This is a genomic window from Stappia stellulata (assembly GCF_020176715.1).
GTDB lineage: Bacteria > Pseudomonadota > Alphaproteobacteria > Rhizobiales > Stappiaceae > Stappia.
The window spans coordinates 36,440-61,456 of sequence record NZ_JAIVMF010000020.1; the positions used below are offsets into that span (position 1 = coordinate 36,440).

A 25,017-nucleotide genomic window follows, 5' to 3' on the forward strand; every position below is an offset into this window, starting at 1 on the left:
CGCCGCGTCAGTTCCGTCCAGTCATTGTCGGCACTCCGACTCGGACTGTCAATCACCGCTCCCTATTGCCGCCGATTGCGGCCGTCGTCCAGCGCTATTTCGAGTTTGACCGAACCGCCCTGCGGCACCACGAGGTTCTGTTCCACCAGCGCCCATTGCTCGGCCGGCGCGCCGGCGCCGAGCGTGACCGGAACGGTCAGCACGGTCGGCTTCGGCCCGCGTTTGGTGTCGGCGTCATCCTCCAGCGACACGAAGGTCGCGCGGATCGGCAGGAAGATCTCGCCGCCCTCCCAGGCCGGACCCGGGGTGACGCGACCGGAGACGCCGAGCGTCATCTTGACCTCGCCGCCCTCGCGGCGGCACTTGCGTGCCCATTTCTCCAGGTTCGCCTGATATTGCAGCGCGCGCGGATCGTCGTCCTTGCCGCGCTGCGACTTCATGACGATATAGCCGCCGTCCTCGACCTCGATCGCCGGACAGGGCACATCCTGGCGGAAGACGTCCGGATTGACGTCGACGGCGGACTGGCTCGCCGCATTGCCGGAAATGATCGTCTTGCCGACATCGCCGCCGCCGAAGACGCCACCGGCCCCGCCGCCATCGCCGCCACAGCCGGCCAGTGCCAGCACCATGACAGCAGCCGCGACAGATCCCGCCCGGCGCATTCCGACAGTCTTGTGCATATCCGTCTCTTCCACTTCGACCCGTGTCCCGAATTCTCGACAGCGCCCGTCTATATCAGCCCGTCGCGGACTTGGCGAGACGCCACCCCTCGCGCCGCGACAATGCGGCTGCCGGCCGGCAACCCTTGACAGGTGCCGGGTGCGTCCCTCTATTGCCGGGAACCGGTTGCGCATCTTCGCGATCAAGGCGCCGGGCAGGAATTTGCCCCTCGCGGGCAGGCGAAACGGCGAAGGAGGCCCGGCTTGGCTTCGACATCCAGCGATACGACGGCATCCACCGGCTCCGCACAGACCCGCGGCCCCTTGCGCGTGCTGCTGTGCGCGCCGCGCGGCTTTTGCGCCGGCGTCGACCGCGCCGTGCAGATCGTCGAGCTGGCGCTGGAGCGCTTCGGCGCGCCGGTCTACGTCCGCCACGAGATCGTGCACAACAAATACGTGGTGGAAAGCCTCAAGACCAAGGGCGCCGTCTTCATCGAGGAACTGACCGAGATCCCGGACGAGGATGTCGAGCGGCCGGTGGTGTTTTCCGCCCACGGCGTGCCGAAATCCGTGCCGGCGGCGGCGCAGGCGCGCAACATGTTCTATCTCGACGCCACCTGCCCGCTCGTCTCCAAGGTGCACAAGGAAGCCGAGATCCATCACCGGCGCGGCCGCGAGATCATCCTGATCGGCCATGCCGGTCATCCGGAGGTGATCGGCACCATGGGCCAACTGCCCGACGGCGCCGTGCGCCTCGTCGAGACGGTGGAGGACGCGCGGACCTACGAGCCGACCGGCGGCAAGCCGCTCGCCTGGATCACCCAGACGACGCTGTCCGTCGATGACACGCGCGCCATCGTCGAGGTGCTCACCGAGCGCTTTCCCGAGATCGTCGCGCCGCACAAGGACGACATCTGCTACGCCACCACCAACCGGCAGGAAGCGGTCAAGGCCGTTGCCCCCGAAGTGGATGCAATGATCGTGGTCGGCGCGCCGAATTCCTCCAACTCGCAGCGCCTGCGCGAGGTCGCCGAACGTGCCGGCTGCCCCTTCGCGGTTCTGGTGCAGCGCGCCTCCGACATTCCCTGGGAGCGGTTTTCCGGGCTTTCGAGCCTCGGCATCACCGCCGGCGCCTCGGCACCGGAGGTGCTGGTGGAAGAGATCATCGGCGCCTTCGCCGAGCGTTACGACGTGGCGGTGGAGAGCGTGCGCACGGCGGAAGAGACGATCGCTTTCAACCTGCCGCGCGCCCTGCGCGAGGCGGCGGAATAAACAGCGGATGCGCCCGGCGGGGCCGCCCGGATTGGCGAGTTGAGGAGACGGACATGGAGTGGCTCGGCATCTTCATCGCGGTTTTCGCGATCTTCCTGCCGGCCCTGATGCTTCCGGGACCGGACTTCATCGCCGTGGTGCGCTCGTCGATGGCACGCGGCACCCGCGCGGGACTGCTGACCACGGCCGGCGTCGCCCTCGGGCTTGGCGTCTATGCAACGCTGTCGCTGGTCGGGCTCTCCGCGCTTCTGGTCGAGTATCAGTGGCTCGCCATCGTGCTCAGGGTTGCCGGCGGGCTCTATCTCGCCTGGCTCGGCCTCAAGCTGCTGTTCGCCCGACCCGAAGCGCTGGAGATCGACGCCGCAGACAGCAGCCCACGACGCAATCCGATGCTGTTCGGCTTTCTCGTGACGATGACCAATCCCAAGGCCATCGTGCTCTTCGCCAGCGTCTTTGCGACCGCCGTGACGGCCGAGACGCCCGCCTGGGTGCTTGTCGCCATGGTCGTGCTTGTCGTGGCGGCGGCGGCCGTGTGGTACACACTCGTCGCCCTGTTCATGTCCTCGGGCCCCGTGCTTCGCCGCTTCGCCGGCCTGCAGCACTGGATCGAGCGGGTGGCCGGGGCCTGTTTCATCGCCATCGGCGGCCGCCTGCTGGCGGATGCCCGCACCCCCGTCACCCCCTGATCGCTTCGCCCTGGCGACCGCTCCAAACGCAATCCCCACCAAAAGAAAAAGAACCGAAATGGCAGTTTATACGGATGTGTCCGACGAGGAGCTTGCGGCTTTCCTCGAGGGATATGACATTGGCGGCGTGCTTGCCTGCAAGGGCATCGCGGAAGGGGTCGAGAACTCCAACTTCCTGCTCCATACCGACGCCGGCTATTTCATCCTCACGCTCTACGAAAAGCGCGTCGACCCGGCGGATCTTCCGTTTTTCATCGAGCTGATGCGCCATCTCGCCGACAAGGGCATCTCCTGCCCGACCCCCGTCGCCGCGCGCGACGGCAGGATGCTCGGCCGGCTTGCCGGCCGGCCGGCGGCGATCATCTCCTTTCTCGACGGCATGTGGGTGCGCCGGCCGAAGCGCGATCATTGCGCAGCACTCGGCGCAGCGCTGGCGAAGTTTCATCTCGCCGGCAAGGATTTCGCGCTCACCCGCCCCAACACGCTGTCGGTCGACAGCTGGCGGCCACTGCTCGCCGATTCCATCGATCAGGCCGACACGATCAGCGCGGGGCTCGCCGCAGAACTCACCGCCGAGCTCGACCATCTGGAAGCGCATTGGCCGCGCGACCTGCCCTCCGGCGTGATCCATGCCGACCTCTTTCCCGACAACGTCTTCTTCCTCGGCGACCGGCTGTCGGGCCTGATCGACTTCTATTTCGCCTGCAACGACGCCTTCGCCTATGACGTCGCGATCTGTCTGAATGCCTGGTGTTTCGAGCCGGACATGTCGTTCAACGTGACCAAGGCGCGCGCGCTCCTCAACGCCTATCGCGCGGTGCGGCCCTTCACGCAGGCCGAATTCGACGCCCTGCCGCTGCTTGCGCGCGGCGCGGCGCTGCGCTTCCTTTTGACCCGGCTGCACGACTGGCTGCGCGTACCCGAAGGCGCGCTGGTGACGCCGAAGGATCCGCTGGAATACCTGAAGAAGCTGCGCGTCCACCAGGGGGTCGCCACCGCGACCGACTACGGGCTGAGCGAATGAGCGACGTCAGCGATACCCCGTTGCGCGTGACGATCTACACCGACGGCGCCTGCTCGGGAAATCCCGGACCCGGCGGCTGGGGCGCCTTGATGCGCTTCGGCGCGCACGAGCGCGAATTGTGCGGCGGCGCGGGGCAGACCACCAACAACCGCATGGAGCTGACCGCGGCGATCGAGGCGCTGAACGCGCTGAAACGGCCCTGTGCGGTGGATCTTCACACCGACAGCACCTATGTGCGCGACGGCATCACCAAGTGGCTGCACAACTGGAAGCGCAACAACTGGAAGACCGCCGACAAGAAGCCGGTGAAGAACGCGGAACTCTGGCAGGCGCTGGACGAGGCGCGCAAGCGCCACGAGGTCGTCTGGCACTGGGTCAAGGGCCACGCCGGCCATGACGACAACGAACGCGCCGACGAGCTCGCGCGGCGCGGCATGGCGCCCTTCAAGGGCTGACGGCGCGACCATGCGCGGCCGCCGCACAGCCATATGATCGCAAAGACGCGTGAGGGAAGGGTCGCCGCGCCCGCGCCTCAGGCGCTGAGCGCTTCCATTTCCGCCTGAAGCAGTTTCGTCGCCTCGGAGGCCTCCATCGGCTGGCCGTAGAGGAAGCCTTGCGCGAACTCGCAGCCGAGCTGATGCAGTTCCAGCGAATCCGATTCCGTCTCCGCGCCTTCCGCCACCACCTGCATTCCCAGGTCGTGTCCGAGCGCGATAATCGAGCGCAGGATCACGGGCCGCGCGCTGCGGCCGTTCGGCCGCACGAAGGACTGGTCGACCTTGATCGTATCGAAACGGAACCGCTGCAGGTAGCTCAGCGAGGAATAGCCGGTGCCGAAGTCGTCGAGCGACAGGCCGGCGCCGAGCCCGCGCAGCCGTTCCAGCATGCGCGCGGAATATTCCGGATTGGCCATCACCACGGATTCGGTCAGTTCCAGCTTCAGCGTTCCCGGCGCCAGCGCGGAGCGCGACAGCACCTGCTTGACGTCGTTGATCAGCTCATGGCGCAGCAACTGCAGCGACGACACATTGACGCTGATGAAATGGGGAACCGGAACGCGGAACTTCGACTGCCACTCCGACAGCTGGCGCGCGGAGCGGTCGAGCACGAAGAGCCCCAGCTCGTTGATCAGGCCCGACTGTTCGGCAATCGGGATGAATTCGGTCGGCGACACCGCCCCGCGGCGCGGATGGTTCCAGCGCGCCAGCACCTCGAAGCCGGCGATGGAGCGGTCCGCCAGACGCACGATCGGCTGGTAGAAGACCGTGATCCCGTCGGTATTGAGCGCCTTGCGCAGGTCCGCTTCCAGCTCGACCCGGCTGGCGCCACTCGACTGCAGCGACGGGCGGAACACCTCGACCCGGTCGCCGCCCATGCGCTTGGCATGGTTCATGGCCATGTCGGCCTCGCGCATCATCTCCGGCGCGCTGACCTCGCTCTCGTTGCCCTCGTAGATGGCAATGCCGACCGAGGAGGTCAGGAACACCTCCTGATCGCCGAAGGTGATCGGCGAGCGCACGGCCCTGCGGATCGCGTCGGCGAAGGCGGCGACGCGGTCGGCCGACTGTTCCGACAGGAGCAGCAGCCCGTAGGTGTCGCCGCTCAGCCGGGCAAGCGCGTCCTGCGGCTTGAGCTGACGCGAGATGCGCCGCGCCACCGTCAGCAGGATGCTGTCGCCGGCCGACAGGCCGATGGAATCATTGACCTGCTTGAAGCGGTCGAGGTCGATCATCAGCACGGAAGGGCGCGCCAGACCTTCGGCGCGGGCGCGAGCAAGGGCTGCCTGCAGCCGGTCGAGGAAGAGTTCGCGGTTCGGCAGGCCCGTCAGATTGTCGTGGACCGCATCATGCAGCAGGCGCTCTTCCGTCACCTTCTGTTCGGTGATGTCGAGCAGCGTGCCGACGCAGCGGATCACCTCGCCGTCGGAACCGATGATCGGACGCGCCCGCAGGCGGAACCAGCGGTAGTGGCCGTCTTCCGAGCGCAGGCGGAAGGCCTGCGAGATCCGCCCGCGGCGCTGGTCGATGACCGCGTCCAGCGTGCCGCGGAAGGTGTCGCGGTCCTGGGGGTGCAGCACGTCCAGCCAGTCGCGCGCCGGGCCTTCGAGCAGGCCCTGCTTGAGGCCGAGCAGTTCTTCCACCTCATTGCCGGTGGAGATGCGGTCGCGGTCGATGTCCCAGTCCCAGATGATGTCGCCGCAACCGGTGAGCGCCAGCGCCCGCCGCTCCACGTCGGAAATCAGGCCTTGCGCGATGGCACCGCCGGCGAAGGCGTGCTGCATCACCGTGAAGCCGATCAGAAGCACCACCAGCACCAGCCCGCCGGCCAGCGCCGGCTGGACGATGTCGTTGGCGAGCGCGCCCGTCACCGTCATGCCCGCGCCGACGAGCCAGGACAGGAGCAGCACCCATGTGGGCACCAGCATGATCGCCCGGTCGTAGCCCTGCGCCACCAGCGCGACGATGATCGCAAAGCCGAGCACGCCGATGATGCCGAGCGAGATGCGCGCGATGCCGGCTGCCACCGACGGATCCCAGACGGCGACGCCCAAGAGGCCGAGCACCAGGATCAGCGTCGCCAGCGCCAGATGGCTGTAGCGAATGTGCCAGCGGTTCAGGTTGAGATAGGCGTAGAGGAAGATGATAAGGCTGGCGGCAAGGGCAACTTCCGCGCAGGCGCGATAAAGCTGCTCGTCGCCCGGCGTGATCTGCAGCACCTTGTTCCAGAAGCCGAAATCGATGGTCAGATAGGCCAGCACCGACCAGGCGAGCGTGGCGGTGGCCGGGAACATGATGGTTCCCTTGACCACGAAGAGAATGGTCAGGAACAGCGCCAGCAGGCCGGAAATGCCGAGGATGATGCCGCGATAGAGCGTATAGGCATTCACCGTGTCCTTGTAGACGTCCGGCTCCCACAGGCGGATCTGCGGCAGGTTCTCGGTTCTCAGCTCGACGACATAGGTGACGACCGCGCCCGGATCGAGCGTGACCAGAAAGACGTCCGCCTCCTGGCTCGACTGGCGTTCCGGGGCGATGCCCTGGCTCGGCGTGATCGAGGCGATACGCGAGGCGCCGAGGTCGGGCCAGATCAACCGCGACCCGACGAGCTGGAAGAACGGTGCGACGATCAGCCGGTCGATCTGCTCGTCGCCCGGGTTCGACAGCGCGAAGACCGCCCAGCTGGTGTTTTCATCGTCGCGGGAATTCACCTCGATGCGGCGCACGATCCCGTCGGCGCCGGGCGCCGTGGAGACCTGCAGGCTCGCGCCCGTGCCGGAATAGAGATCGACCGCCGACGTCAGGTCGATCGCATCCGCGTTGGCGGGCACCTCGACGGCCTCCAGCGCGGCGACCGGAGCCAGAGTGGCGAGCCACGCAGACAGCACGAGGAGGAGGATTTTCAAGAAACGCAACCGTATTACCCGCTGAGATTCGGCGTTCACGATGTGGCGGACACATATCGGCATCCGTAACATCTCACAAGATTTCTTTCTGGCCGCCCGGCCGGCCGGCGGACCGGTCTGCAGGCTGGCCGTCGGGTCGCATTGCCTGCCCGCGCCACACCGGCGAGAGACGGGCCTGCTCCTCACGACCGTCCACGAGAGGATCGGGATCGCTGGAAAGACGTGCGAACAGCACATGGTCCTGCCAGTCGCCCGCGATGCGCAGATACCGGCGGGCGAAGCCTTCGACCTGAAATCCGGCCTTTTCAAGGAGACGCCGCGATGCCGCATTGTGCGGAAGGCAGGCGGCCTCGATCCTGTGGAGGGCGAGATCGCCGAAGGCGAAGCCGACAAGCGCGCGCACGGCGGCGGTCATATAGCCCCGGCCCGCATAGGGCGCGCCCATCCAGTAGCCGAGCACGCAGGTCTGCGCGACGCCCCGGCGCAGGTTCGACAGGGTCGCGCCGCCGACCAGCGCATCGTCCTCGGCGCGAAAGATGAAGAAGGGATAGGCCCGGTCCTCGCGGATTTCGCGGGAATAGCGGCGCAAGCGACGGCGGTAGGCGGCGCGGGTCAGCTCGTCGCGCGCCCACATCGGTTCCCAGGGCTGGAGGAAGTCGCGACTTTCCTCGCGCAGCCGCGCCCAGTCGGGGTGATCGTGAGCGGCGGGCGCGCGCAGCCGCACGCCCTCCCCGGTCAGGATCCGCGCCGCTTCATGCCCCCCGAGACCCCGCAGAAACGACATGCCGGCCTCCGCTTCGATCAGGCGCCGACGGCCCGTGCCAGCCGGTGCCCGAGGCTTTGCGCCACGTCATCGGCGCTGAGAACCACACTGGCCGGCCCCACCGTCGACAGGGTCGGCGCCGTGGCGAAGGTCGCGGCCGCCACCCGCTTGAGGCAATCGAGCGTCACCCTGTCGATGCGCGCCTGAATTTCCTCCAGCGACATGACATGGCCGTGGATCATCAGTTGCCGGGCGATCTGCCCGGCGCGCGCGGCGGGGCTTTCCAGCGACATCATCAACCCGGCGCGAATCTGTGCCTTGGCGCGGTCGAGATCGTCCTGCGCGATGCCGTCGGCGGCCCCGGCAAGCTCTTCCATAAGCGCCGGGAACAGGGCGGCCACGTCCTCCTCGCCCGTTGCGGCGTGGATGGCGAAGACGCCGGTATCCTGAAAAGCCCAGTGGAAAGCGTAGATCGCGTAGCACAACCCGAGGCGCTCGCGGATCTCCTGGAAGAGACGCGACGACATGCCCCCGCCCATGACCGATGCCAGGACCTGAACCGCGTAATAATCCGGCGCCTTGTAGGGCTGCCCCTCGAAGCCGAGCACCAGTTGGACCTCCATCAGGTCGCGCTCGATGCGTCCGGTGCCGCCGGTGTAATGGGCCGGCGCAAGCTCCGGCGAGGCCTTGGACGACAGGCCGGAGAACCGGTCGCGGGCAAGCTCGACCAGCGCGTCGTGATCGACCGCACCGGCCGCCGCCAGCACCATGTTGTCGGCCCGGTAATGGTCGGCGAGATAGGTGCGAAGATCGTCCGGCGTGAAGCTCATCACCGTTTCGCGGGTGCCGAGGATCGGGCGCCCGATGGCCTGACGCGCCCAGGCGGTTTCCTGGAACTGGTCGAAGACCTTGTCGTCGGGCGTGTCGTGTGCTGCGCCGAGCTCCTGGAGGATGACATGCTTCTCGCGCGCCAGCTCCTCCTCGTCGAAGACGGAGTTCTGCAGGATGTCGGAGATCATGTCGACCGCGAGCGGCACGTCCTCGGCCAGCACGCGGGCATGATAGTTGGTGTGCTCGACGCTGGTCGCGGCGTTGAGCTCGCCGCCCACCGCCTCGATTTCCTCGGCGATCCGCCGCGCCGAGCGGGTCGCCGTGCCCTTGAAGGCCATATGTTCAAGCAGGTGGGTGATGCCGTTCTGCTCCGGCCGTTCGGAGCGCGATCCCGCCTCGACCCAGACCCCCAATGCGGCGGTCCGCAAGTGGGGCATCGTGTCCGTCACGACCCTCAGGCCGTTTTCGAGCCGGGTCGTGCGTACATTCATCAGCCAACCTCCAGTCCGACCGCGCGGGCCGTGGACAGAATATGCGCCTCGACGCTTTCACGCGTCGCATCGAGACGTTCGAAGCGTTCCGGTGCCTGCATCATCGACTGAAGCGCCGGCGGCAGCGCGGGCCGCACGCCGCAGGCCGCCTCCACCGCATCCGGGAACTTCGCCGGATGGGCGGTCGCCAGCAGCACCATCGGCGCACCGTCGTCCGGACGCTGTTCGGCGACATGCAGGCCGATCGCGGTATGCGGATCGAGCAGGTAGCCGCTTTGCTGCAGCGTCCGGTCGATGGTCGCGGAAATCTCCGCCTCGCTGGTGCGCCCGGCATCGAAACGCGTGCGGATCGCCTCCAGCGCCGGCCCGGCGAGGGTGAAACCGCCCGACTGGCCGAGACGGGCCATCAGCCGGCGGATCTCGCCGCCGTCGCGCCCGTGCACCTCGAACAGAAGCCGCTCGAAATTCGAGGAAATCTGGATGTCCATCGACGGCGCGATGGTCGGCATCACGCCGCGCGTCTCATAGGCGCCGCTTTCCAGCGTGCGGGTGAGAATGTCGTTGGCATTGGTGGCAATCACGAGCCGCTCGATCGGCAGCCCCATCTTCGCGGCGACGAAGCCCGCGAAGATATCGCCGAAGTTTCCGGTCGGCACGGTGAAGGACACCGGGCGATGCGGCGCGCCGAGCGCGGCGCCGGCGACGAAGTAATAGACGACCTGGGCGACGATGCGCGCCCAGTTGATCGAGTTCACGCCGGCGAGCTGCACCCGGTCGCGGAAGGCGGCGTGGGTGAACATGCCCTTCACGATGGTCTGGCAGTCGTCAAAGGTGCCAGACAGCGACAGCGTGTGGACGTTGTCTTCCGTCGGCGTGGTCATCTGCCGACGCTGGACGTCGGACACGCGCCCGTCGGGAAACAGGATGAAGATGTCGGTACGCTCGCGCCCGCGAAAGGCCTCGATGGCGGCGCCGCCGGTGTCGCCCGACGTCGCGCCGACGATGGTGGCGCGCTGGCCGCGTTCGGCAAGCACATGATCCATCAGCCGCCCGAGCAGCTGCATGGCGACATCCTTGAAGGCAAGCGTCGGACCGTGGAACAGCTCCATCACGAAGCGGTTCGGCGCCAGCTGCACCAGCGGCGTCACCGCCGGATGGCGGAACTCGGCATAGGCCTCGCGGATCATGCGCGCCAGCGTCGCGCGGTCGATGTCGTCGCCGACGAAGGGCGCGATCACGGCCTCGGCGACCTCGGCATACGGCTTGCCGGCAAAACCCGCGATGGTCTCGGCGGAGAGCTCCGGCCAGGTTTGCGGCACATAGAGCCCGCCGTCGGCGGCAAGCCCGGTCAGAAGAACATCTGCAAAGCCCAGCTCAGGGGCCTCGCCCCTCGTACTGACGTATTTCACGGTGGCGACGTCCTCCAGTTCGATCGTCCGGGGCGGCCGATGCGCGCCCCGCGCACCGCCCTCCGCCACGGAAGACCGGCCCGCTGTCACCGGGCCTGCCCGGCGCGGTGTGTTGTGATCCGCAGCCGACGGACGGCGGATCGTCGCATGACGTTTGTTGGTCCCGGATCCCCGGCGTGCATGTGCCCCGGCCCTCTGCGGCCGGGCGACGCCCGTGGGCAGACCATCGCGCACACTATCGCCCCGACCCGGAACGGGCAAGCGCGTTGGCCGGTGGTTTGAAGGCTCAGGCGTGCCCGGCTTCGCTCGACAGCATGCCGGGGCTGATGCCCAGTTTGGCGAGCGCGCGATCCCATTTGCTGTCGACCGCGTGGTCGAACAGGATCGCGCTGTCGGCCGGCGCGATGATCCAGCCGTTTTCCTGGATCTCGGTTTCCAGCTGGCCCGCGCCCCAGCCGGCATAGCCGAGCGCCAGCATCGCCTCGCTCGGCCCGCGACCCTCGGCGATGGCGCGCAGGATGTCGAGCGTCGCCGTCAGGCAGATGCCGTCCTGGATCAGCATGGTGGAATTGTCGATGACGAAATCCTCGGAGTGCAGGACGAAGCCGCGCCCGGTCTCCACCGGTCCGCCGCGATGCACCTGCATGCGCGTCGCCAGCCGCGGCAGCACGATGTCCGCATCCTCGGGGATCAGGTCGAGCTGGCGCAACAGGTCCGGGAAGGTCAGATTGGCGGCCGGCTGGTTCACGATGATGCCCATCGCGCCGTCAGCCGTATGGGAGCACAGATAGATGACGGCATGCGCAAAGCGCTCGTCCGCCATCTGCGGCATGGCAATCAGAAGCCGGCCCGTCAGAAAATCACTGTCCGCCATGTCGTCCCGCGTCACCTGCTTGCATCTGCAACCCGCATCGATCCGCCATCGCCCCGCTACAAGCCGACGCGCTTGCGGCCGCACCGGCTCGGGCGCACTTGCGCGGACGCGGATCTTTGCCTGACCCGATTGTACGCCGCCTCCGGGCGAATGTTAACCGCCTCCTGTTTCTCCGCCGCCTCCCGGTTGATGCCCGGCGCAAGCACCGGCCCGGGCGCACTCACGCGAAATTGGTCGGCGCTACTGTGGACCGCCCCGGGTTTTTGCGGCAACACTGGATGGCAATGTTCTTGCCAGGGCCACACCTCATGACATCCGTCCTCCGACTCCTGCCGGCACTCGCCGTCCTCATCGCGGCCACGGTCGCCGACGCCGCGCAAACCGACTGGCAGGAGGTCACCGGCGGCAAGATCCGCATGATCGCCGTCGGCGCCCCCGGCGCGCCGGAGCGCACGGATGCGGCGCTCGAGATCGTGATGGAGCCCGGCTGGCATACCTACTGGCGCTTTCCCGGAGAGGCCGGCATTCCGACGACGGCGGACTTCAGCCGCTCTGTCGGCGTGTCCGACGCCCGCCTCGGCTTCCCCGCGCCGCTGCGCTACGACGACGGCACCTCCACCTCGATCGTCTATCAGAACCGGGTGATCCTGCCTGTCGACTTCACGCTCGACCAAACGGACGGCTCGGCGTCGCTTTCCGCCGACGTCCTGTTCGGCGTGTGCAGCGACATCTGCGTTCCGGCCGAGGCCTCGCTGTCGCTCTCCGTGCCGCCGCAGCAGGACACGCTGCAGCACCGCATGGCGATCACCAGCGCAAGGCTCGCCGTTCCCAAGCCGCAGGGCGACCAGCCGCCGCGGATTTCCCGCGTCGTGGCCGGACCGACGGACGACGCCGGCGAGCGTGGGTTGACCATCGAGGTCGCGCTGGCGGGCGGCAATCTCGCCGTCGACCTTTTCGCGCAAGGCGCGGAGGGGTCCTACAACGAGGTGCCGCGCCTGATCGAGCGCGACGGCACGCGCGCCGTCTTCGCGCTCTCCACCCATGGTCTGGCGCGCACGGCCGACGGACGCCCCCTCACCCTGGTGCTTGTCAACGGCACGACGGCCGTGCAGCACGTCGTCGACGCCGAGACGCTGGAGCCGCGCTGACCCCTCTCATGCCGCGAACGGGCGGAGAGGGATCGCATGTGCTCGCGACCTCTCGACGCAGTCACCGCAAGACCCTATGTGAACGAGGAAGCCCGTCGATTGCCGACGGCTTCCTGTTTTTCCCGCATCAATCCGGAGATTTCAAATGACCATCAAGGCTGGGGACAAGCTTCCCGACGCGACGTTCAAGATCATGACCGCAGACGGACCGGCCGAAACGACCACGGCAGAGCTGTTTTCCGGAAAGACGGTCGTTCTCTTCGCGGTGCCGGGGGCCTTCACCCCCACCTGTCACAACAATCACCTGCCGGGGTTCGTCGAGCATTTCGACACGATCCGCGCCAAGGGCGTCGACGAGATCGCCGTCGTGTCGGTGAACGATGTCTTCGTCATGGATGCCTGGGCAAAGGCCAGCGGCAACGCCGGCAAGATCCACTTCCTCGCCGACGGCAGCGCCGAATTCACCAAGGCAATCGGCCTTGAGCTCGACGCCTCCGGTTTCGGCATGGGCATTCGCTCGCGCCGCTACTCGATGATCGTCAAGGACGGTGTGGTCGAGACCCTCAACATCGAGGAAGCCCCCGGAACGGCCGAGGCGTCCGGCGCGGCAGAGATTCTCAACCAGCTCGGCTGATTTCCCTCAGGGACATCCGACCTTTCAAGCGCCCGTCGGTCCGCCGGCGGGCGTTTTTGATCCGCCCCGGCCTCAGTCGTTCCCGCCCCGTGCCTCCCCGCGCGCATCTTCTCCGCGCCGTGCCTCCCCGCGCGCATAGGCGAAGAACACCGCCAGAAGCACAAGCGCCAGCCCGTACCAGGTCACCACATATTGCAGGTGGTTGTTGGTGAAGCTGACGATCGTCTCTCCGGCCTGCGGCAGGCCCGATGCCGGCGTGAAGTCGGCCCGCGCGTCGATGGTGAAGGGCGCGACGCGCGTTTGCTGAGGGTCGATGCCGAGAGACGCCGCCATCTTGCGCGCCTCACGCACGAACCAGATCCCCTTGTCCGCTTCCAGCGTGAACATGTTGCCCCGTTCGTCGCGGCGCCACAGGCCGGTGAGCGTCAGCGGCCCGTCCGGCGCTTCGCTTCCGGGCCGGCTCTCCGGCGGTTGCCGGCCATCGGGCACGAAGCCGCGATTGACCATCACCACGAAGCCGTCGTCGGTCTCGAACGGCGCATAGACGAAATAGCCGGGACCGCCGACGGGCCCGCGGGCGTCGCTCAGCGCGATGTAATAATAGAGCTCGCCGTCAAGAAAGCGGCCGCTGACCTCGACCGGACGATAGTCCCAGTCGTCCGTTTCCAGATCCGGCCAGGCCGCCGGACCGGGAGCGGGCACAGGTGCCGCGTCGACACGCGATTCCACCCGTTCGATCAGCTCGAGCTTCCAGGTGAGCCGGGCGACCTGCCAGGAGCCGAGGGTCAAGAGCACGGCAAAGACCACGGCCGTTGCCAGCGCCGGCCACAGCAGCCGCCGGGCCAGCGGGCGAACCGGTGCATCCGGCGGATTTCGCGACGCGTCAGTCGTCAAGGCGACCCTCCTTTGCGCTGTGCCGGTATTGCTGGGCGATCATCAGCCCTTTCAGCGGGCGCAGCATGCCGAGCCCCAGAACGAGGGTCAGCGGCAACCAGAGCGCCATATGCAGCCAGATCGGCGGCTGGAAGGCAACCTCGACCACCAGCGCCAGCCCGACCACGACAAAGCCGACGAGCATGATGATGAACACCGCCGGTCCGTCGCCGCTGTCGGCGAAATCGAACGCCAGACCGCAATTGCCGCACTGCGGCCGCACGGTCAAAAAGCCATCGAACAGACGACCCTGCCCGCAGCGCGGACACCGCCCGCGCAGGCCGGTGCGCAGCGGGTTCTGCTGCGGATATTGCGCGCGATCGCCCTGAGGGCTTTGGTCGGTGCGCGGTGGCTGCGTCATGATCTCGTGATCCCGTGTTGCACGCCCGGCCGGGCGCGCCTGCATGTCGCGTCTGCCTGCCGGCGGCGCAGGCATTTGTCGAGACGACAGATTGATGCACCGTCTGGAGGCACCGGTCGCCCCTGCGGACCGGAAGACGCCGGCCGGTCGGCGCGGATCCGGTTTCCCGGGCTGAAACGAAACGTCCGCGACGGTGGGAACCGCCGCGGACGCGAAACTCTGGATCGGGCGACGATGCCCTCAGGCTCAGGCTCTGGCTCTGGCTGATGCGCCCGCCCCGGTCAATGCGCCGGGCCGGCGGCCCAGACGTAGATCGACACGAAGAGGAACAGCCACACCACGTCAACGAAGTGCCAGTACCAGGCGGCAGCCTCGAAGCCGAAGTGCTTCAGCGGGGTGAACTGTCCCATCGACGCGCGGATCAGGCAGACCAGCAGGAAGATGGTGCCGACGATCACATGGAAGCCGTGGAAGCCGGTCGCCATGTAAAAGGTCGCGCCGTAGATCGAGCCGGAGAAGCCGAAGGCCGCATGGCTGTACTCATAGGCCTGGACGATGGAGAACAGCACGCCGAGCACCACGGTCAGCGTCAGGCCCCACTTCAGGCCCTCGCGGTCGTTGTGCAGCAGGGAGTGATGCGCCCAGGTCACCGTGGTGCCGGAGGTCAGCAGGATCAGCGTGTTGAACAGCGGCAGGTGCCAGGGATCGAAAGTCTCGATGCCCTCGGGCGGCCAGACGCCACCGGTCGCCTCGACGCGGGCGAACTGCGCGGCTTCATTGGTGAAGAGCGACGCGTCGAAGAACGCCCAGAACCAGGCCACAAAGAACATCACTTCCGAGGCGATGAACAGCAGCATGCCGTAGCGCAGATGCAGCTGCACGACGGGCGTGTGATCGCCGGCAAGCGACTCGCGCACGGTGTCGCGCCACCAGCCGTACATCACGTAGAGAACGATCAGCGTTCCGACCGTGAAGATGCCCCAACCGGCCAGATCGACGCCGAACAGGAGGAACTCGCGGTCCTGCGTATATTTCATCAGGCCGATGGCCCCGAGCGCCATAATGAAGGCGCCGACGCCGCCAAGAAACGGCCAGGGGCTCGGATCGACGAGATGGTAGTCGTGGTTCTTGGCGTGCGCCATGGGTGTCTCCCCCGATCTTTCAACGAGTGCCGCGCATGCCGCGGGCGTGCAGAGTTATAGGTTGTCGCGGGTGCCGGTCGCATCCGGCCGGGCCGCTACGGGTGTTTCCGGCTGCTTTGCCGGGAAGAACGTGTAGGAGAGCGTGATCTCCTTGATGTGCTTCAACTTCGGGTCCTTGTCCATCTCCGGATCGACGAAGAACACGACCGGCATCTCGACGCTTTCACCGGAGGCAAGCGGCTGCTCGGTGAAGCAGAAACAGTCAATCTTGTTGAAATAGGCGCCGGCCTCGAAGGGCGTGACGTTGAAGGTCGACGTGCCGACGGTGCCCGCTGCGCCCTGGTTGGTCGCGGAATAGGCCATCTGCGTCGTCTCGCCCATCTTGAGCGTGACGGAGCGCACCTCGGGGCCGAACTTCCAGGGCAGCGCCGCGTTGACGTTGCCGTCGAAGCGCACCGTGATCTTGCGGTCGATGACCTCCCCGAAAGAAGCTTCGGCGCGCTGCGTGGTCCCGCCGTAGCCGGTGACCTGGCAGAACAATTCGTAGAGCGGCACCGCCGCATAGGCCATGCCCGTCATCGCGACGACGCCGCCGAAAACGGCAATCGCCACGCGGCGGTTGGACCGCTGCAGGCGGGTGTTGCTGCCTGCGTCCGCCACCGGCTGCGCGTCATGGTCTCGCGAGGTCGAATCGGATTCGCGCGTCATGCGGGTCACCTCCTCAATACATGCCCTTGTCGAGCACGCCCGGTCCCATCTTGACCAGGGTCACGACATAGAAAAGCACCACAAGACCCGCAAGCGCGAGGCCGATGGCGATGGATCGTCCGCGCTGGCGCCGCTTCTGGTCGTCGCTCAGGCGGATGCCGTCGTCGTCACTCATGCAAAACCTCCGGAAAAGAGGGCCGCGAAGAGGCTGTCGCCGAGCAGCAGCGCAAACACCAGGAACAGATAGAGCAGCGAGAACTTGAAGAGCTGCACCGAGGCCTTGCGTGCCGCATCGCCCTCGCGCTCCCGAAACACCTTGACCGCATACCAGACGAAGGCGACGCCGAGGACGGCCGCAATCGCGCCATAGACCGGCGAGGCAAAGCCGAGCAGCGCCGGCGCGACGCCGACGGGGGCAAGCAGGACCGAATAGGCAAGGATCTGGCGACGGGTCGCATCCTCGCCGGCCACGACGGGCAGCATCGGGATGCGCGCGCTCTCGTAGTCGCCGCGCTTGAACAGCGACAGCGCCCAGAAATGCGGCGGCGTCCACATGAAGATGATCAGGAACAGGACGACGCTCTCGACAGAGATGTCGCCGGTCACAGCCGCCCAGCCGATCATCGGAGGAAAGGCGCCGGCGGCGCCGCCGATGACGATGTTCTGCGGCGTCGCGCGCTTCAGCCACATCGTGTAGATCACGGCATAGAAGAAGATGGTGAAGGCCAGCAGTCCGGCGGCAAGCCAGTTCACGGTCAGTCCGAGCACGAGGACCGAAAAGGCCGACAGCGTCAGCCCGAAGACAAGCGCCTCCTGCGCCGTGACCTTGCCGGCGGGGACGGGACGGCCCTTGGTGCGCGACATCACGGCGTCGATGTCGGCGTCATACCACATGTTCAGCGCGCCCGAGGCGCCGGCCCCGATGGCGATGCACAGGATGGCGACTGCGCCCAGAACGGGATGGATCCCGCCCGGCGCGATCAGCATGCCGACGAAGGCGGTGAAGATGACGAGCGACATCACCCGCGGCTTCAGGAGCGCGATGTAATCGCCGACCTCGCCCTGGCCTCCACCGAAGCCGGTTTCGTCGAGCGGTGTGTCCTGGATTTCGGCAAGCGACATCAAGCAGGTCTTTCGCGTTCGCGGCCCGGAACCGGTCCGGGTCCATTCGGCTGGCAGTCTCGAATACGTGCCGGCTTGGTGACGATGCGGCCCCTCGCCCATCGTCGTCCGCCGGACGATGACCGCGCCGGCGGGATGCCGGCGCGGTCGTCTTGCTACAGGCCCGTCGCGCTTAGCGGATGCGCGGCAGGGTCTCGAACTGGTGGTACGGCGGCGGAGAGGACAGCGTCCACTCCAGCGTGGTCGCACCTTCGCCCCACGGATTGTCGGCGGCGACGCGCTTCTTGGAGAAGGCCTCGACGATGCCGAACAGGAACACCAGGACCGCGAAGGCCGAGATGTAGGACCCGTAGGAGGAGACCGCGTTCCACCCGGCCATTGCATCGGGATAGTCGACATAGCGGCGCGGCATGCCGGCGAGCCCGAGGAAGTGCTGCGGGAAGAAGATCAGGTTCACGCCCACGAAGGTGATCCAGAAATGGGCCTTGCCGATCGTCTCGTTGTACATGTAGCCGAACATTTTCGGGAACCAGTAGTACCAGGCTCCGAAGATGCCGAACACCGCACCCAGCGACAGCACGTAGTGGAAGTGCGCCACGACGTAGTAGGTGTCGTGCATCGCCCGGTCGAGACCGGCGTTGGCGAGCTGCACGCCCGTCACACCGCCGACGGTGAACAGGAAGATGAAGCCCACGGCCCACAGCATCGGCGTCTTGAAGGTGATCGACCCCTGCCACATGGTGGCGATCCAGGAGAAGATCTTCACGCCGGTCGGCACCGCGATGACCATCGTGGCGGCGACGAAATAGGCCTGCGTGTCCACGTCGAGACCGACGGTGTACATGTGGTGGGCCCAGACGATGAAGCCGACGACGCCGATCGCGACCATGGCGTAGGCCATGCCGAGATAGCCGAAGATCGGCTTGCGGGCGAAGGTGGAAATGATGTGGCTGACGATGCCGAAGGCCGGCAGGATCAGGATGTACACTTCCGGGTGACCGAAGAACCAGAACAGGTGCTGGAACAGGATCGGGTCACCGCCGCCGGCCGGATCGAAGAAGGTCGTGCCGAAGTTGCGGTCGGTCAGCAGCATGGTGATGCCGCCGGCGAGAACCGGGAGCGAGAGCACCAGCAGGAAGGCCGTCACCAGCACGGACCAGGCGAAGAGCGGCATCTTGTGCAGCGTCATGCCCGGGGCGCGCATGTTGAAAATCGTGGTGATGAAGTTGATCGCACCCAGGATCGACGAGGCGCCGGCCACGTGCAGCGACAGGATCGCGAGATCCATCGCCGGACCGGGCTGGCCCGAGGTCGACAGCGGCGGGTAGATCGTCCAGCCACCGCCCACGCCGTTGGCGCCCGGGGGCCCTTCGACGAAGAGCGACAGCAGCAGCAGCAGGAATGCCGGCGGCAGCAGCCAGAACGAGATGTTGTTCATCCGCGGGAAGGCCATGTCCGGCGCGCCGATCATGATCGGCACGAAGAAGTTGGCGAAACCGCCGATCAGCGCAGGCATCACCATGAAGAAGATCATGATCAGGCCGTGCGAGGTCGTGAACACGTTGAACACATGCGGATCGGAGAAGAACTGCATCCCCGGTTCCTGCAGTTCCATGCGGATGCCGACGCTGAGCGCGCCGCCGATGATGCCGGCGATGATCGCGAAGATCAGATACAGAACGCCGATATCCTTGTGGTTGGTCGAATAGACCCAGCGCGTCCATCCGGTCGGATGGTCATGGTCGCCTTGCGCGTGCGCTGCATAGGCCATCTTCCAGCTCCCTCTTTCACAGTCGCCCGACCGGGCCAGTCACCGCGGTCGGATCTCGGCCGCAGGCGCCATAGCCTGCGGAATTGCGGTTCGGCGACGCGCGATCAGCGCGTCGCGACATCCAGTTCGCCAGTGCCGGCGTCGGCGGTCTTGGCGGCGGCGTTGATCGACGCCATCAGCTGCTCGTTGGCGGCATCGACGTCGTCCTTGGCGGCATCCGCCCACGCCTGGTACTGCTCTTCCTCGACCACGCGGATGGCGATCGGCATGAAGGCATGGTCCTTGCCGCAAAGCTCCGAGCACTGGCCGTAGTAGATGCCGGTCTTCTCGGCCTTGAACCAGGTCTCGTTCAGGCGGCCGGGCACCGCATCCATCTTCACGCCGAAGGCCGGCATGGCGAAGGAGTGCAGGACGTCGGCTGCGGTGACCTGCAGGCGGACGACCTTGTCGACCGGAACGACCATCTCGTAGTCGACGGCCAGAAGGCGCGGGAATTCTTCCGCCGGGCGGTTGAACTGGGCGGCCTTTTCGGCGCGTCCCTCGTTGTCGAGCATGTAGGAATCAAGGATGACGTCCTCCATGCCCTCGTCGGTGTAGGCATAGCTCCAGGCCCACTGCAGGCCGGTCGCCTTGATGGTCATGTCGTATTCCGGCACCTCGATCTGCTTGTAGAGCAGGCGGAAGGAGGGAATGGAGATCATCACCAGGATCAGGATCGGCGCCAGCGTCCACACCACCTCGATCATGGTGTTGTGGGAGGTGCGCGACGGCGTCGGATTCGCCTTCGCGTTGAAGCGGAAGATGCACCACAGCAACAGCGCCAGCACGAACAGCGTGATCACCGTGATGATCACCAGCGTGAAATTGTTGAACCAGGTGATGTCGTCCATCACGGTCGTGACCGAGGGCTGGAAGCCCATCTGCCAGTCCGTGGGCTGTGCAGCGAACGCGCCGCCGGCAAATCCGCTGAGCGCGGCGATCGCCGCGCCGATCATCGTCAGACGCTTGACCAACTGTGTCACGTCCGGTCTCCCTTCCTGACCCGACCGTCGCATGAGGTCCGGGTCTATTTTCATCAATCGCTCAAGAACCGCCAGCGCGATGCGCCCCGGTCCGTGACCATGCCGACCGTAGGGCGGCAGGTCGAAAGTCCGTCTCGCCCGGCGTCAAAACGCTGTCCGCGACTCTACCCTGCACGGTACATACCGCGCGAGGGCCGGGCCCGAGGAGCGGCAAAAGGCCGCATTCGCGCTTGATCGAGGTCAAAGTCGGCTTGAAAAACCACAAGCCGCCGCGTAGCGCAATGGACTCCTTTCATGAATGACAAAATTCGCGCCCAATTGCCAATGTTGCCCCCGCGCAACACAAGAAAAACCCTGCCTGCGCGCGCCGAAGGCCCCGGCGCGCCGCCTTCGCCACCGTTTCGCCTTGAATTCCGCATTTCAAGGGTTGAAAACCGAAGGCAGCGTCGCGCCACGCGAATCACGACAGGATCGTGCTCCGTTGCGCCGGGTGCGACGCGCCCCGCGAGACCGTCCCGACCGGGGCGGATCGTTTCGACACCAGAAGACTTGCCGCAGAAACCGGAGCCCAGCCTGTGCCTTTCAGATCGAACCCGCTTCTCCGCGCCCTCGCGATCGCCGGCATCGTTCTTGCCCATGTCGCGGCCTCCGGCACCGCGGCACTCGCGCAGGGCGCCGTGCGCTCCGTCCATGGCGACTGGCAGATGCGTTGCGACACGCCCGCCGGCGCCCAGGAAGAACAATGCGCCCTCATCCAGAACGTGACGGCGGACGATCGTGAAAACGTCGGCCTCTCCGTCATCGTGCTGAAGACCGCCGACAAGCAGTCGCGCCTGCTGCGCGTTCTCGCCCCGCTCGGCGTGCTGCTGCCGATGGGCCTCGGCCTTCGCGTCGACAATGCCGATGTCGGCCGTGCCGGCTTCGTGCGCTGCCTGCCCAACGGCTGCATCGTCGAGGTGGTGATGCAGGACGACCTGATCCAGAAGATGCAGCAGGGCCAGGCCGCGACCTTCGTCATCTTCCAGACCCCGGAAGAAGGCATCGGCATCCCGATCTCGCTGAACGGCTTTTCCGACGGCTTCGCCGCGCTTCCCTGAGGCGCGGCCTGAGCTGCGCCGTCGCGCTTGCCTGAGGCGCGGCCTGAGCTGCGCCGCCGCGCTTGCCTGAGGCGCGGCCTGAACTGCGCCGCCGCGCGCCGGGTGGTCTGAGCCCGCCCTCAAACAGGGCCGCCGCGCGGTCGATTGCAGCGTGTCGCGCCTGAGCCTTGCGGCTTGTCGCGTCCGACAAGGCTGGGCAGCGGGCGGCATTGCCCCTATCTTTCCCGGCAAGACCGAAGCCACAAGCGAAAGCCCACATCATGACAGACACGGCCATCGACCTGCTCGCGACCGGAGATCTCGACGAAGCGACCGCCCGCGCCATGCTGGGCGAGGCGCTGACCGGCGCCGACGACGGCGAATTGTTCCTGGAGTACCGCCAGACCGAGGGTCTCGTCTTCGACAACGGCCGGCTGAAAGCTGCGAATTACGACACCTCGCAAGGCTTCGGCCTGCGCGCGGTTGCCGGCGAGGCCGCCGGCTACGCCCATTCCGGCGAGATCTCGCAGGCAGCGCTTGCCCGCGCGGCCGATGCCGTTCGCGCCGTCGCCTCGGGACATTCCGGCAGCTATGCGGCCGCGCCGCAGCGCACCAACGCCAGGCTCTACAGCGACGTCAACCCGCTGGCGGAACCGGCGTTTGCCGACAAGGTCGCGCTGATTCAGACCGTCGACGCCTATGCCCGCGCGAAGGATCCGAAGGTCCGGCAGGTCTCGGTCTCGCTCGCCTCCTCCTGGCAGGTGGTCGACATCCTGCGCGCCGACGGCCATCGGGTGCGCGACATCCGTCCGCTGGTGCGCTTCAACGTTTCGGTCGTCGCCGGCGACGGCACGCGCCAGGAATCCGGCTCCTACGGCTTCGGCGGCCGCGACAGCGTCGGCGCCTATGTGACGGACGAAAGCTGGAAACACGCCGTCGACGAGGCGCTGCGCCAGGCGCTGGTCAACCTGGAGGCGATCCCGGCGCCGGCGGGAAGTTTCGACGTGGTGCTCGGCAACGGCTGGCCCGGCATTCTCCTGCACGAGGCGGTCGGCCACGGGCTCGAGGGCGACTTCAACCGCAAGAAGACCTCCGCCTTCGCCGGCCTGATGGGCCAGCGCGTCGCGTCGAAGGGCGTCACCATCGTCGACGACGGCACCATCGGCGGACGGCGCGGCTCGCTCACCATCGACGACGAGGGCACGCCGACCAGCCGCACCGTGCTGATCGAGGACGGCATCCTCACCGGCTACATGCAGGACCGGCAGAACGCCCGGCTGATGGGCACGACCTCCACCGGCAACGGCCGGCGCCAGTCCTTCGCCCATATCCCGATGCCGCGCATGACCAACACGATCATGCTCGCCGGCGACCGGGATCCGGGCGAGATCCTGGAAGGCGTCAAGGACGGGATCTACGCCGTCTCCTTCGGCGGCGGCCAGGTCGACATCACCTCCGGCAAGTTCGTCTTCTCCTGCACCGAGGCCTACAAGATCGAGGGCGGACGGATCGGCGCGCCGATCAAGGGCGCCATGCTGATCGGCAACGGCCCCGACGCCATGACCCGCATTGCGGCGGTCGGCAACGACATGGCACTCGATCCGGGCATCGGCACCTGCGGCAAACAGGGCCAGGGCGTCCCCGTCGGCGTCGGCCAGCCCTCGCTGCGCATCAACCAGATGACGGTCGGCGGCACGGCGGTCTGAGGGGGGGGACTCAAGCCCATGCCCTTGGGCGATCTCGTGGTGGTCCGGGAACCAAAATCCGCGCCCTGAGCGATCATCAGGGTCGACCCATCGCCTTCCACTTCACCGACGCCAATGTCTCGGACTTTACCGGCGCCGAAGCCTTGCTCCCACTCATTCCGTCAAAAGGTATCCTGCACGGAGACAAAGGCTATGACAGTGATCGCATTCGCCGAACCGTTGAGGCGCGAGGAACACTGCCCAACATCCCGCCTCGCAAAACCAGAAAATGGAAAAACTGTTTCTCGCCATATCTTTACAAATGCAGAAACGTCATCGAACGCATATTTGGCAGGCTTGAGGAATTCCGAAGGATCGCAACGCGCTATGCTCGCAACGCCGTCAACTTCCTGTCCGCACTCTGCCTCGCGGCAACTGTATGCTACTATTTATGAGTCCGAAGCGTGGTCGCCAAGCAGGAGATTGCGGCAACGCCGCTCTGCGGTCGTGCCGCGCTGAAACTGATCGCGGCGGCGCGCCAATGGGCGAGGGAGCGGGCGTGCAAGCATCTTCCGATACATGCAACGGGCGGTATCGACCCGGCACGAGCGGATCACTTTTTTCGACGCTATGGATTCAAGGCCGTGGGTGGGAACTATGTTATCTAAATCCAATTTCCTCGTCATCTTTTTCCTCATATTTACTGCAAGTCAAGCAAATTCTTCCGTAAAAGGAATATACAAAAGAGAAAATGTCATAAATTATTCAAATTTTATTTTAGATAATGTAAATGATTTTTATGCATATGATATAGAACCTTTTGAGTTCTCTGTTGAGATTAGATCTTATAGGTATAGTCGGGTTTTGTCTGAGTTTTCATCTATTGTGAGGTATTTGCCGCGGTCCACTGGTGAGGCGGTTAGTCGATTTGTTCACGTTTTTGATCAGCCTAAGATTTATGCAACGGCAGTAAAAAATGCTGGTCTCGGTTTTGACGTCGGTGATACCAAAAAAAATTGTTTGTCTAGAGGCGTTGTTGATCGCGATCGCAGTAGAATAGACTATTTTATATATACTTATATAAATCTAGATCCCTTTGAATACAGTGAATGTATTCATAATGAAATATTAAAAATGTACTCTATTAATATTAGCTATGCTGACTGGCTTGGGATCTCAGAAGATAACTCAATAGAACTTTCGAGAGTTATCGATTATATCGTCGTGAATTCTTTTTGGAATTGCCGGAGCGTCTTGTCGACTGGGGCGAGCGCTTCGTCCCGCCAGTGTATTGAAGGTGAATTGAGTGAATATTTTGGCGATGGATTTAGTAATAACTGAGCCATTGCGCGTTTGCTTAGAAACTTTTCCGCAGAATTTTTCATCAAATTCACTTATCCCTTTAGGTAATGTTGCAGAAATTGGATTCAGTATTATTATTTATATTGGGATTTTTAGTACAAGAACGAATGATCTGAATGGGCAGCTTGGGCTCAGGACCCGTTAATCTGCATTGATGGGATTGGTGTGATTCAGGCATGGCAGTGTGACGGGGGGGGGGCGTCAGCCCGCACGAAGCGCATGGACGGATCCGCGATTAGAGGGCCCCCGGCGCCTCAAGCAACACACCGGCGCCATCCCGGCCCCCGAGCCGGGATCCAAACCACGTCGACAAACGGGTGAGCGTTGCAGGGGTGCACGGCACTCGCAACCACCCCACGCCCCGCTTACGCTGAGGGCGCCAATGGCCCCCGGATCTCCGCTTCGCTGCATCCGGGGTTGTTCGTTTGAAGGGGTGTTAGACTGGGGGCGGTCTCCCGGCCCCTAGATTGCCGGGAGACCAGTGGCAGGCGACCGGTCGGGGATTGGGTTTTCACCCGCCGTCATCGGGGTCCCTGCCGCTTCCTTTTCCCGCTTGGAGAGTTGATGGGGTCTCTGGCTGTCACCACGCCCGCGAACAATCCGAAGCCTGATCAGGATACCACCGCCATGGCTTTTCT

Annotated in this window: 23 protein-coding genes and 1 pseudogene; 10 read left to right on the forward strand and 14 right to left on the reverse strand. The window is 65.5% G+C overall.

Features of this window, described 5'->3' with window-relative positions:
* Positions 1 to 62: 62 nt before the first annotated feature.
* Positions 63 to 683: a hypothetical protein gene (locus LC092_RS18415; protein ID WP_224808912.1), complete on the reverse strand. Its 621-nt coding sequence runs from the start codon at positions 681 to 683 to the stop codon at positions 63 to 65.
* Between the two features lie 303 nt (positions 684 to 986).
* Between LC092_RS18415 and ispH the strand changes: the two genes are divergently transcribed.
* The 4 genes from ispH to rnhA are packed head-to-tail and all read left to right on the forward strand — an operon-like array spanning position 987 to position 4,099.
* Positions 987 to 1,934: a 4-hydroxy-3-methylbut-2-enyl diphosphate reductase gene (gene ispH / locus LC092_RS18420; protein WP_318245935.1), complete on the forward strand. Its 948-nt coding sequence runs from the start codon at positions 987 to 989 to the stop codon at positions 1,932 to 1,934.
* Between the two features lie 53 nt (positions 1,935 to 1,987).
* The gene (locus tag LC092_RS18425) at positions 1,988 to 2,620 is read left to right on the forward strand and encodes a LysE family translocator (RefSeq protein ID WP_224808914.1); all 633 of its coding nucleotides are present in this window, start codon (positions 1,988 to 1,990) and stop codon (positions 2,618 to 2,620) included.
* A 58-nt stretch (positions 2,621 to 2,678) separates the two neighbouring features.
* Entirely contained in the window at positions 2,679 to 3,644 is a 966-nt protein-coding gene (thrB, locus tag LC092_RS18430; protein WP_224808915.1) for a homoserine kinase, read from the forward strand.
* On the forward strand, positions 3,641 to 4,099 hold the full coding sequence (gene rnhA, locus LC092_RS18435) for a ribonuclease HI (protein WP_224808916.1): 459 nt from the start codon (positions 3,641 to 3,643) through the stop codon (positions 4,097 to 4,099). The genes thrB and rnhA overlap by 4 nt, the downstream gene beginning before the upstream one ends.
* A gap of 77 nt (positions 4,100 to 4,176) precedes the next feature.
* Here the strand turns inward: rnhA and LC092_RS18440 are convergent, their stop codons facing one another.
* The 5 genes from LC092_RS18440 to LC092_RS18460 all read right to left on the reverse strand — a co-directional run bounded on the left by LC092_RS18440 (position 4,177) and on the right by LC092_RS18460 (position 11,415).
* On the reverse strand, positions 4,177 to 7,056 hold the full coding sequence (locus tag LC092_RS18440) for an EAL domain-containing protein (RefSeq protein ID WP_412103609.1): 2,880 nt from the start codon (positions 7,054 to 7,056) through the stop codon (positions 4,177 to 4,179).
* A 64-nt stretch (positions 7,057 to 7,120) separates the two neighbouring features.
* On the reverse strand, positions 7,121 to 7,831 hold the full coding sequence (locus tag LC092_RS18445; protein ID WP_224808918.1) for a GNAT family N-acetyltransferase: 711 nt from the start codon (positions 7,829 to 7,831) through the stop codon (positions 7,121 to 7,123).
* A gap of 17 nt (positions 7,832 to 7,848) precedes the next feature.
* Positions 7,849 to 9,132, reverse strand: a complete 1,284-nt coding sequence (locus tag LC092_RS18450) for a M16 family metallopeptidase (protein ID WP_224808919.1) — start codon at positions 9,130 to 9,132, stop codon at positions 7,849 to 7,851.
* The gene (gene thrC / locus LC092_RS18455; RefSeq protein WP_224808920.1) at positions 9,132 to 10,541 is read right to left on the reverse strand and encodes a threonine synthase; all 1,410 of its coding nucleotides are present in this window, start codon (positions 10,539 to 10,541) and stop codon (positions 9,132 to 9,134) included. Before thrC ends, LC092_RS18450 begins: the two co-directional genes overlap by 1 nt.
* 286 nt (positions 10,542 to 10,827) lie before the next feature.
* Positions 10,828 to 11,415, reverse strand: coding sequence for a YqgE/AlgH family protein (locus tag LC092_RS18460; RefSeq protein ID WP_224808921.1), 588 nt, complete (start codon positions 11,413 to 11,415; stop codon positions 10,828 to 10,830).
* A gap of 308 nt (positions 11,416 to 11,723) precedes the next feature.
* On the opposite strand from LC092_RS18460, the gene LC092_RS18465 reads away from it, so the two are divergent.
* Together LC092_RS18465 and LC092_RS18470 are read left to right on the forward strand one after the other, a co-directional pair.
* Positions 11,724 to 12,563, forward strand: coding sequence for a protein-disulfide reductase DsbD domain-containing protein (locus LC092_RS18465; RefSeq protein WP_224808923.1), 840 nt, complete (start codon positions 11,724 to 11,726; stop codon positions 12,561 to 12,563).
* A gap of 145 nt (positions 12,564 to 12,708) precedes the next feature.
* On the forward strand, positions 12,709 to 13,197 hold the full coding sequence (locus LC092_RS18470; RefSeq protein ID WP_224808926.1) for a peroxiredoxin: 489 nt from the start codon (positions 12,709 to 12,711) through the stop codon (positions 13,195 to 13,197).
* Positions 13,198 to 13,269: 72 nt separating this feature from the next.
* On the opposite strand, the gene LC092_RS18475 is transcribed toward LC092_RS18470, so the two are convergent.
* The 8 genes from LC092_RS18475 to coxB all read right to left on the reverse strand — a co-directional run bounded on the left by LC092_RS18475 (position 13,270) and on the right by coxB (position 20,229).
* On the reverse strand, positions 13,270 to 14,091 hold the full coding sequence (locus LC092_RS18475) for an SURF1 family protein (RefSeq protein ID WP_224808928.1): 822 nt from the start codon (positions 14,089 to 14,091) through the stop codon (positions 13,270 to 13,272).
* Positions 14,081 to 14,491: a DUF983 domain-containing protein gene (locus LC092_RS18480; protein WP_224808930.1), complete on the reverse strand. Its 411-nt coding sequence runs from the start codon at positions 14,489 to 14,491 to the stop codon at positions 14,081 to 14,083. The genes LC092_RS18475 and LC092_RS18480 overlap by 11 nt, the downstream gene beginning before the upstream one ends.
* 281 nt (positions 14,492 to 14,772) lie before the next feature.
* Entirely contained in the window at positions 14,773 to 15,633 is an 861-nt protein-coding gene (locus LC092_RS18485; RefSeq protein WP_224808932.1) for a cytochrome c oxidase subunit 3, read from the reverse strand.
* A gap of 54 nt (positions 15,634 to 15,687) precedes the next feature.
* Complete coding sequence (locus LC092_RS18490; RefSeq protein WP_224808934.1) at positions 15,688 to 16,341, reverse strand: cytochrome c oxidase assembly protein; 654 nt, start codon at positions 16,339 to 16,341, stop codon at positions 15,688 to 15,690.
* A gap of 13 nt (positions 16,342 to 16,354) precedes the next feature.
* Positions 16,355 to 16,516, reverse strand: a complete 162-nt coding sequence (locus tag LC092_RS18495; RefSeq protein WP_224808936.1) for a hypothetical protein — start codon at positions 16,514 to 16,516, stop codon at positions 16,355 to 16,357.
* Positions 16,513 to 17,463 (reverse strand): heme o synthase, encoded by a 951-nt coding sequence (locus tag LC092_RS18500; RefSeq protein ID WP_224808937.1) that lies wholly within the window; start codon positions 17,461 to 17,463, stop codon positions 16,513 to 16,515. The genes LC092_RS18495 and LC092_RS18500 overlap by 4 nt, the downstream gene beginning before the upstream one ends.
* 172 nt (positions 17,464 to 17,635) lie before the next feature.
* On the reverse strand, positions 17,636 to 19,234 hold the full coding sequence (gene ctaD / locus LC092_RS18505) for a cytochrome c oxidase subunit I (protein ID WP_224808939.1): 1,599 nt from the start codon (positions 19,232 to 19,234) through the stop codon (positions 17,636 to 17,638).
* Between the two features lie 104 nt (positions 19,235 to 19,338).
* Positions 19,339 to 20,229 carry a cytochrome c oxidase subunit II gene (gene coxB / locus LC092_RS18510; RefSeq protein WP_224808947.1) on the reverse strand — a complete coding sequence of 297 codons (891 nt, stop codon included), beginning with the start codon at positions 20,227 to 20,229 and terminating at the stop codon, positions 19,339 to 19,341.
* A gap of 602 nt (positions 20,230 to 20,831) precedes the next feature.
* Between coxB and LC092_RS18515 the strand changes: the two genes are divergently transcribed.
* The 4 genes and pseudogenes from LC092_RS18515 (at position 20,832) to LC092_RS18530 (ending at position 24,358) form a co-directional block, all read left to right on the forward strand.
* Complete coding sequence (locus LC092_RS18515) at positions 20,832 to 21,353, forward strand: invasion associated locus B family protein (RefSeq protein ID WP_412103610.1); 522 nt, start codon at positions 20,832 to 20,834, stop codon at positions 21,351 to 21,353.
* Between the two features lie 260 nt (positions 21,354 to 21,613).
* On the forward strand, positions 21,614 to 23,038 hold the full coding sequence (tldD, locus tag LC092_RS18520; protein WP_224808941.1) for a metalloprotease TldD: 1,425 nt from the start codon (positions 21,614 to 21,616) through the stop codon (positions 23,036 to 23,038).
* A gap of 5 nt (positions 23,039 to 23,043) precedes the next feature.
* Positions 23,044 to 23,472 (forward strand): annotated as a pseudogene (locus LC092_RS18525) (IS5 family transposase); the annotation flags it as partial.
* A 202-nt stretch (positions 23,473 to 23,674) separates the two neighbouring features.
* Positions 23,675 to 24,358, forward strand: a complete 684-nt coding sequence (locus tag LC092_RS18530) for a hypothetical protein (protein WP_224808943.1) — start codon at positions 23,675 to 23,677, stop codon at positions 24,356 to 24,358.
* The last annotated feature ends 659 nt before the right edge of the window (positions 24,359 to 25,017 follow it).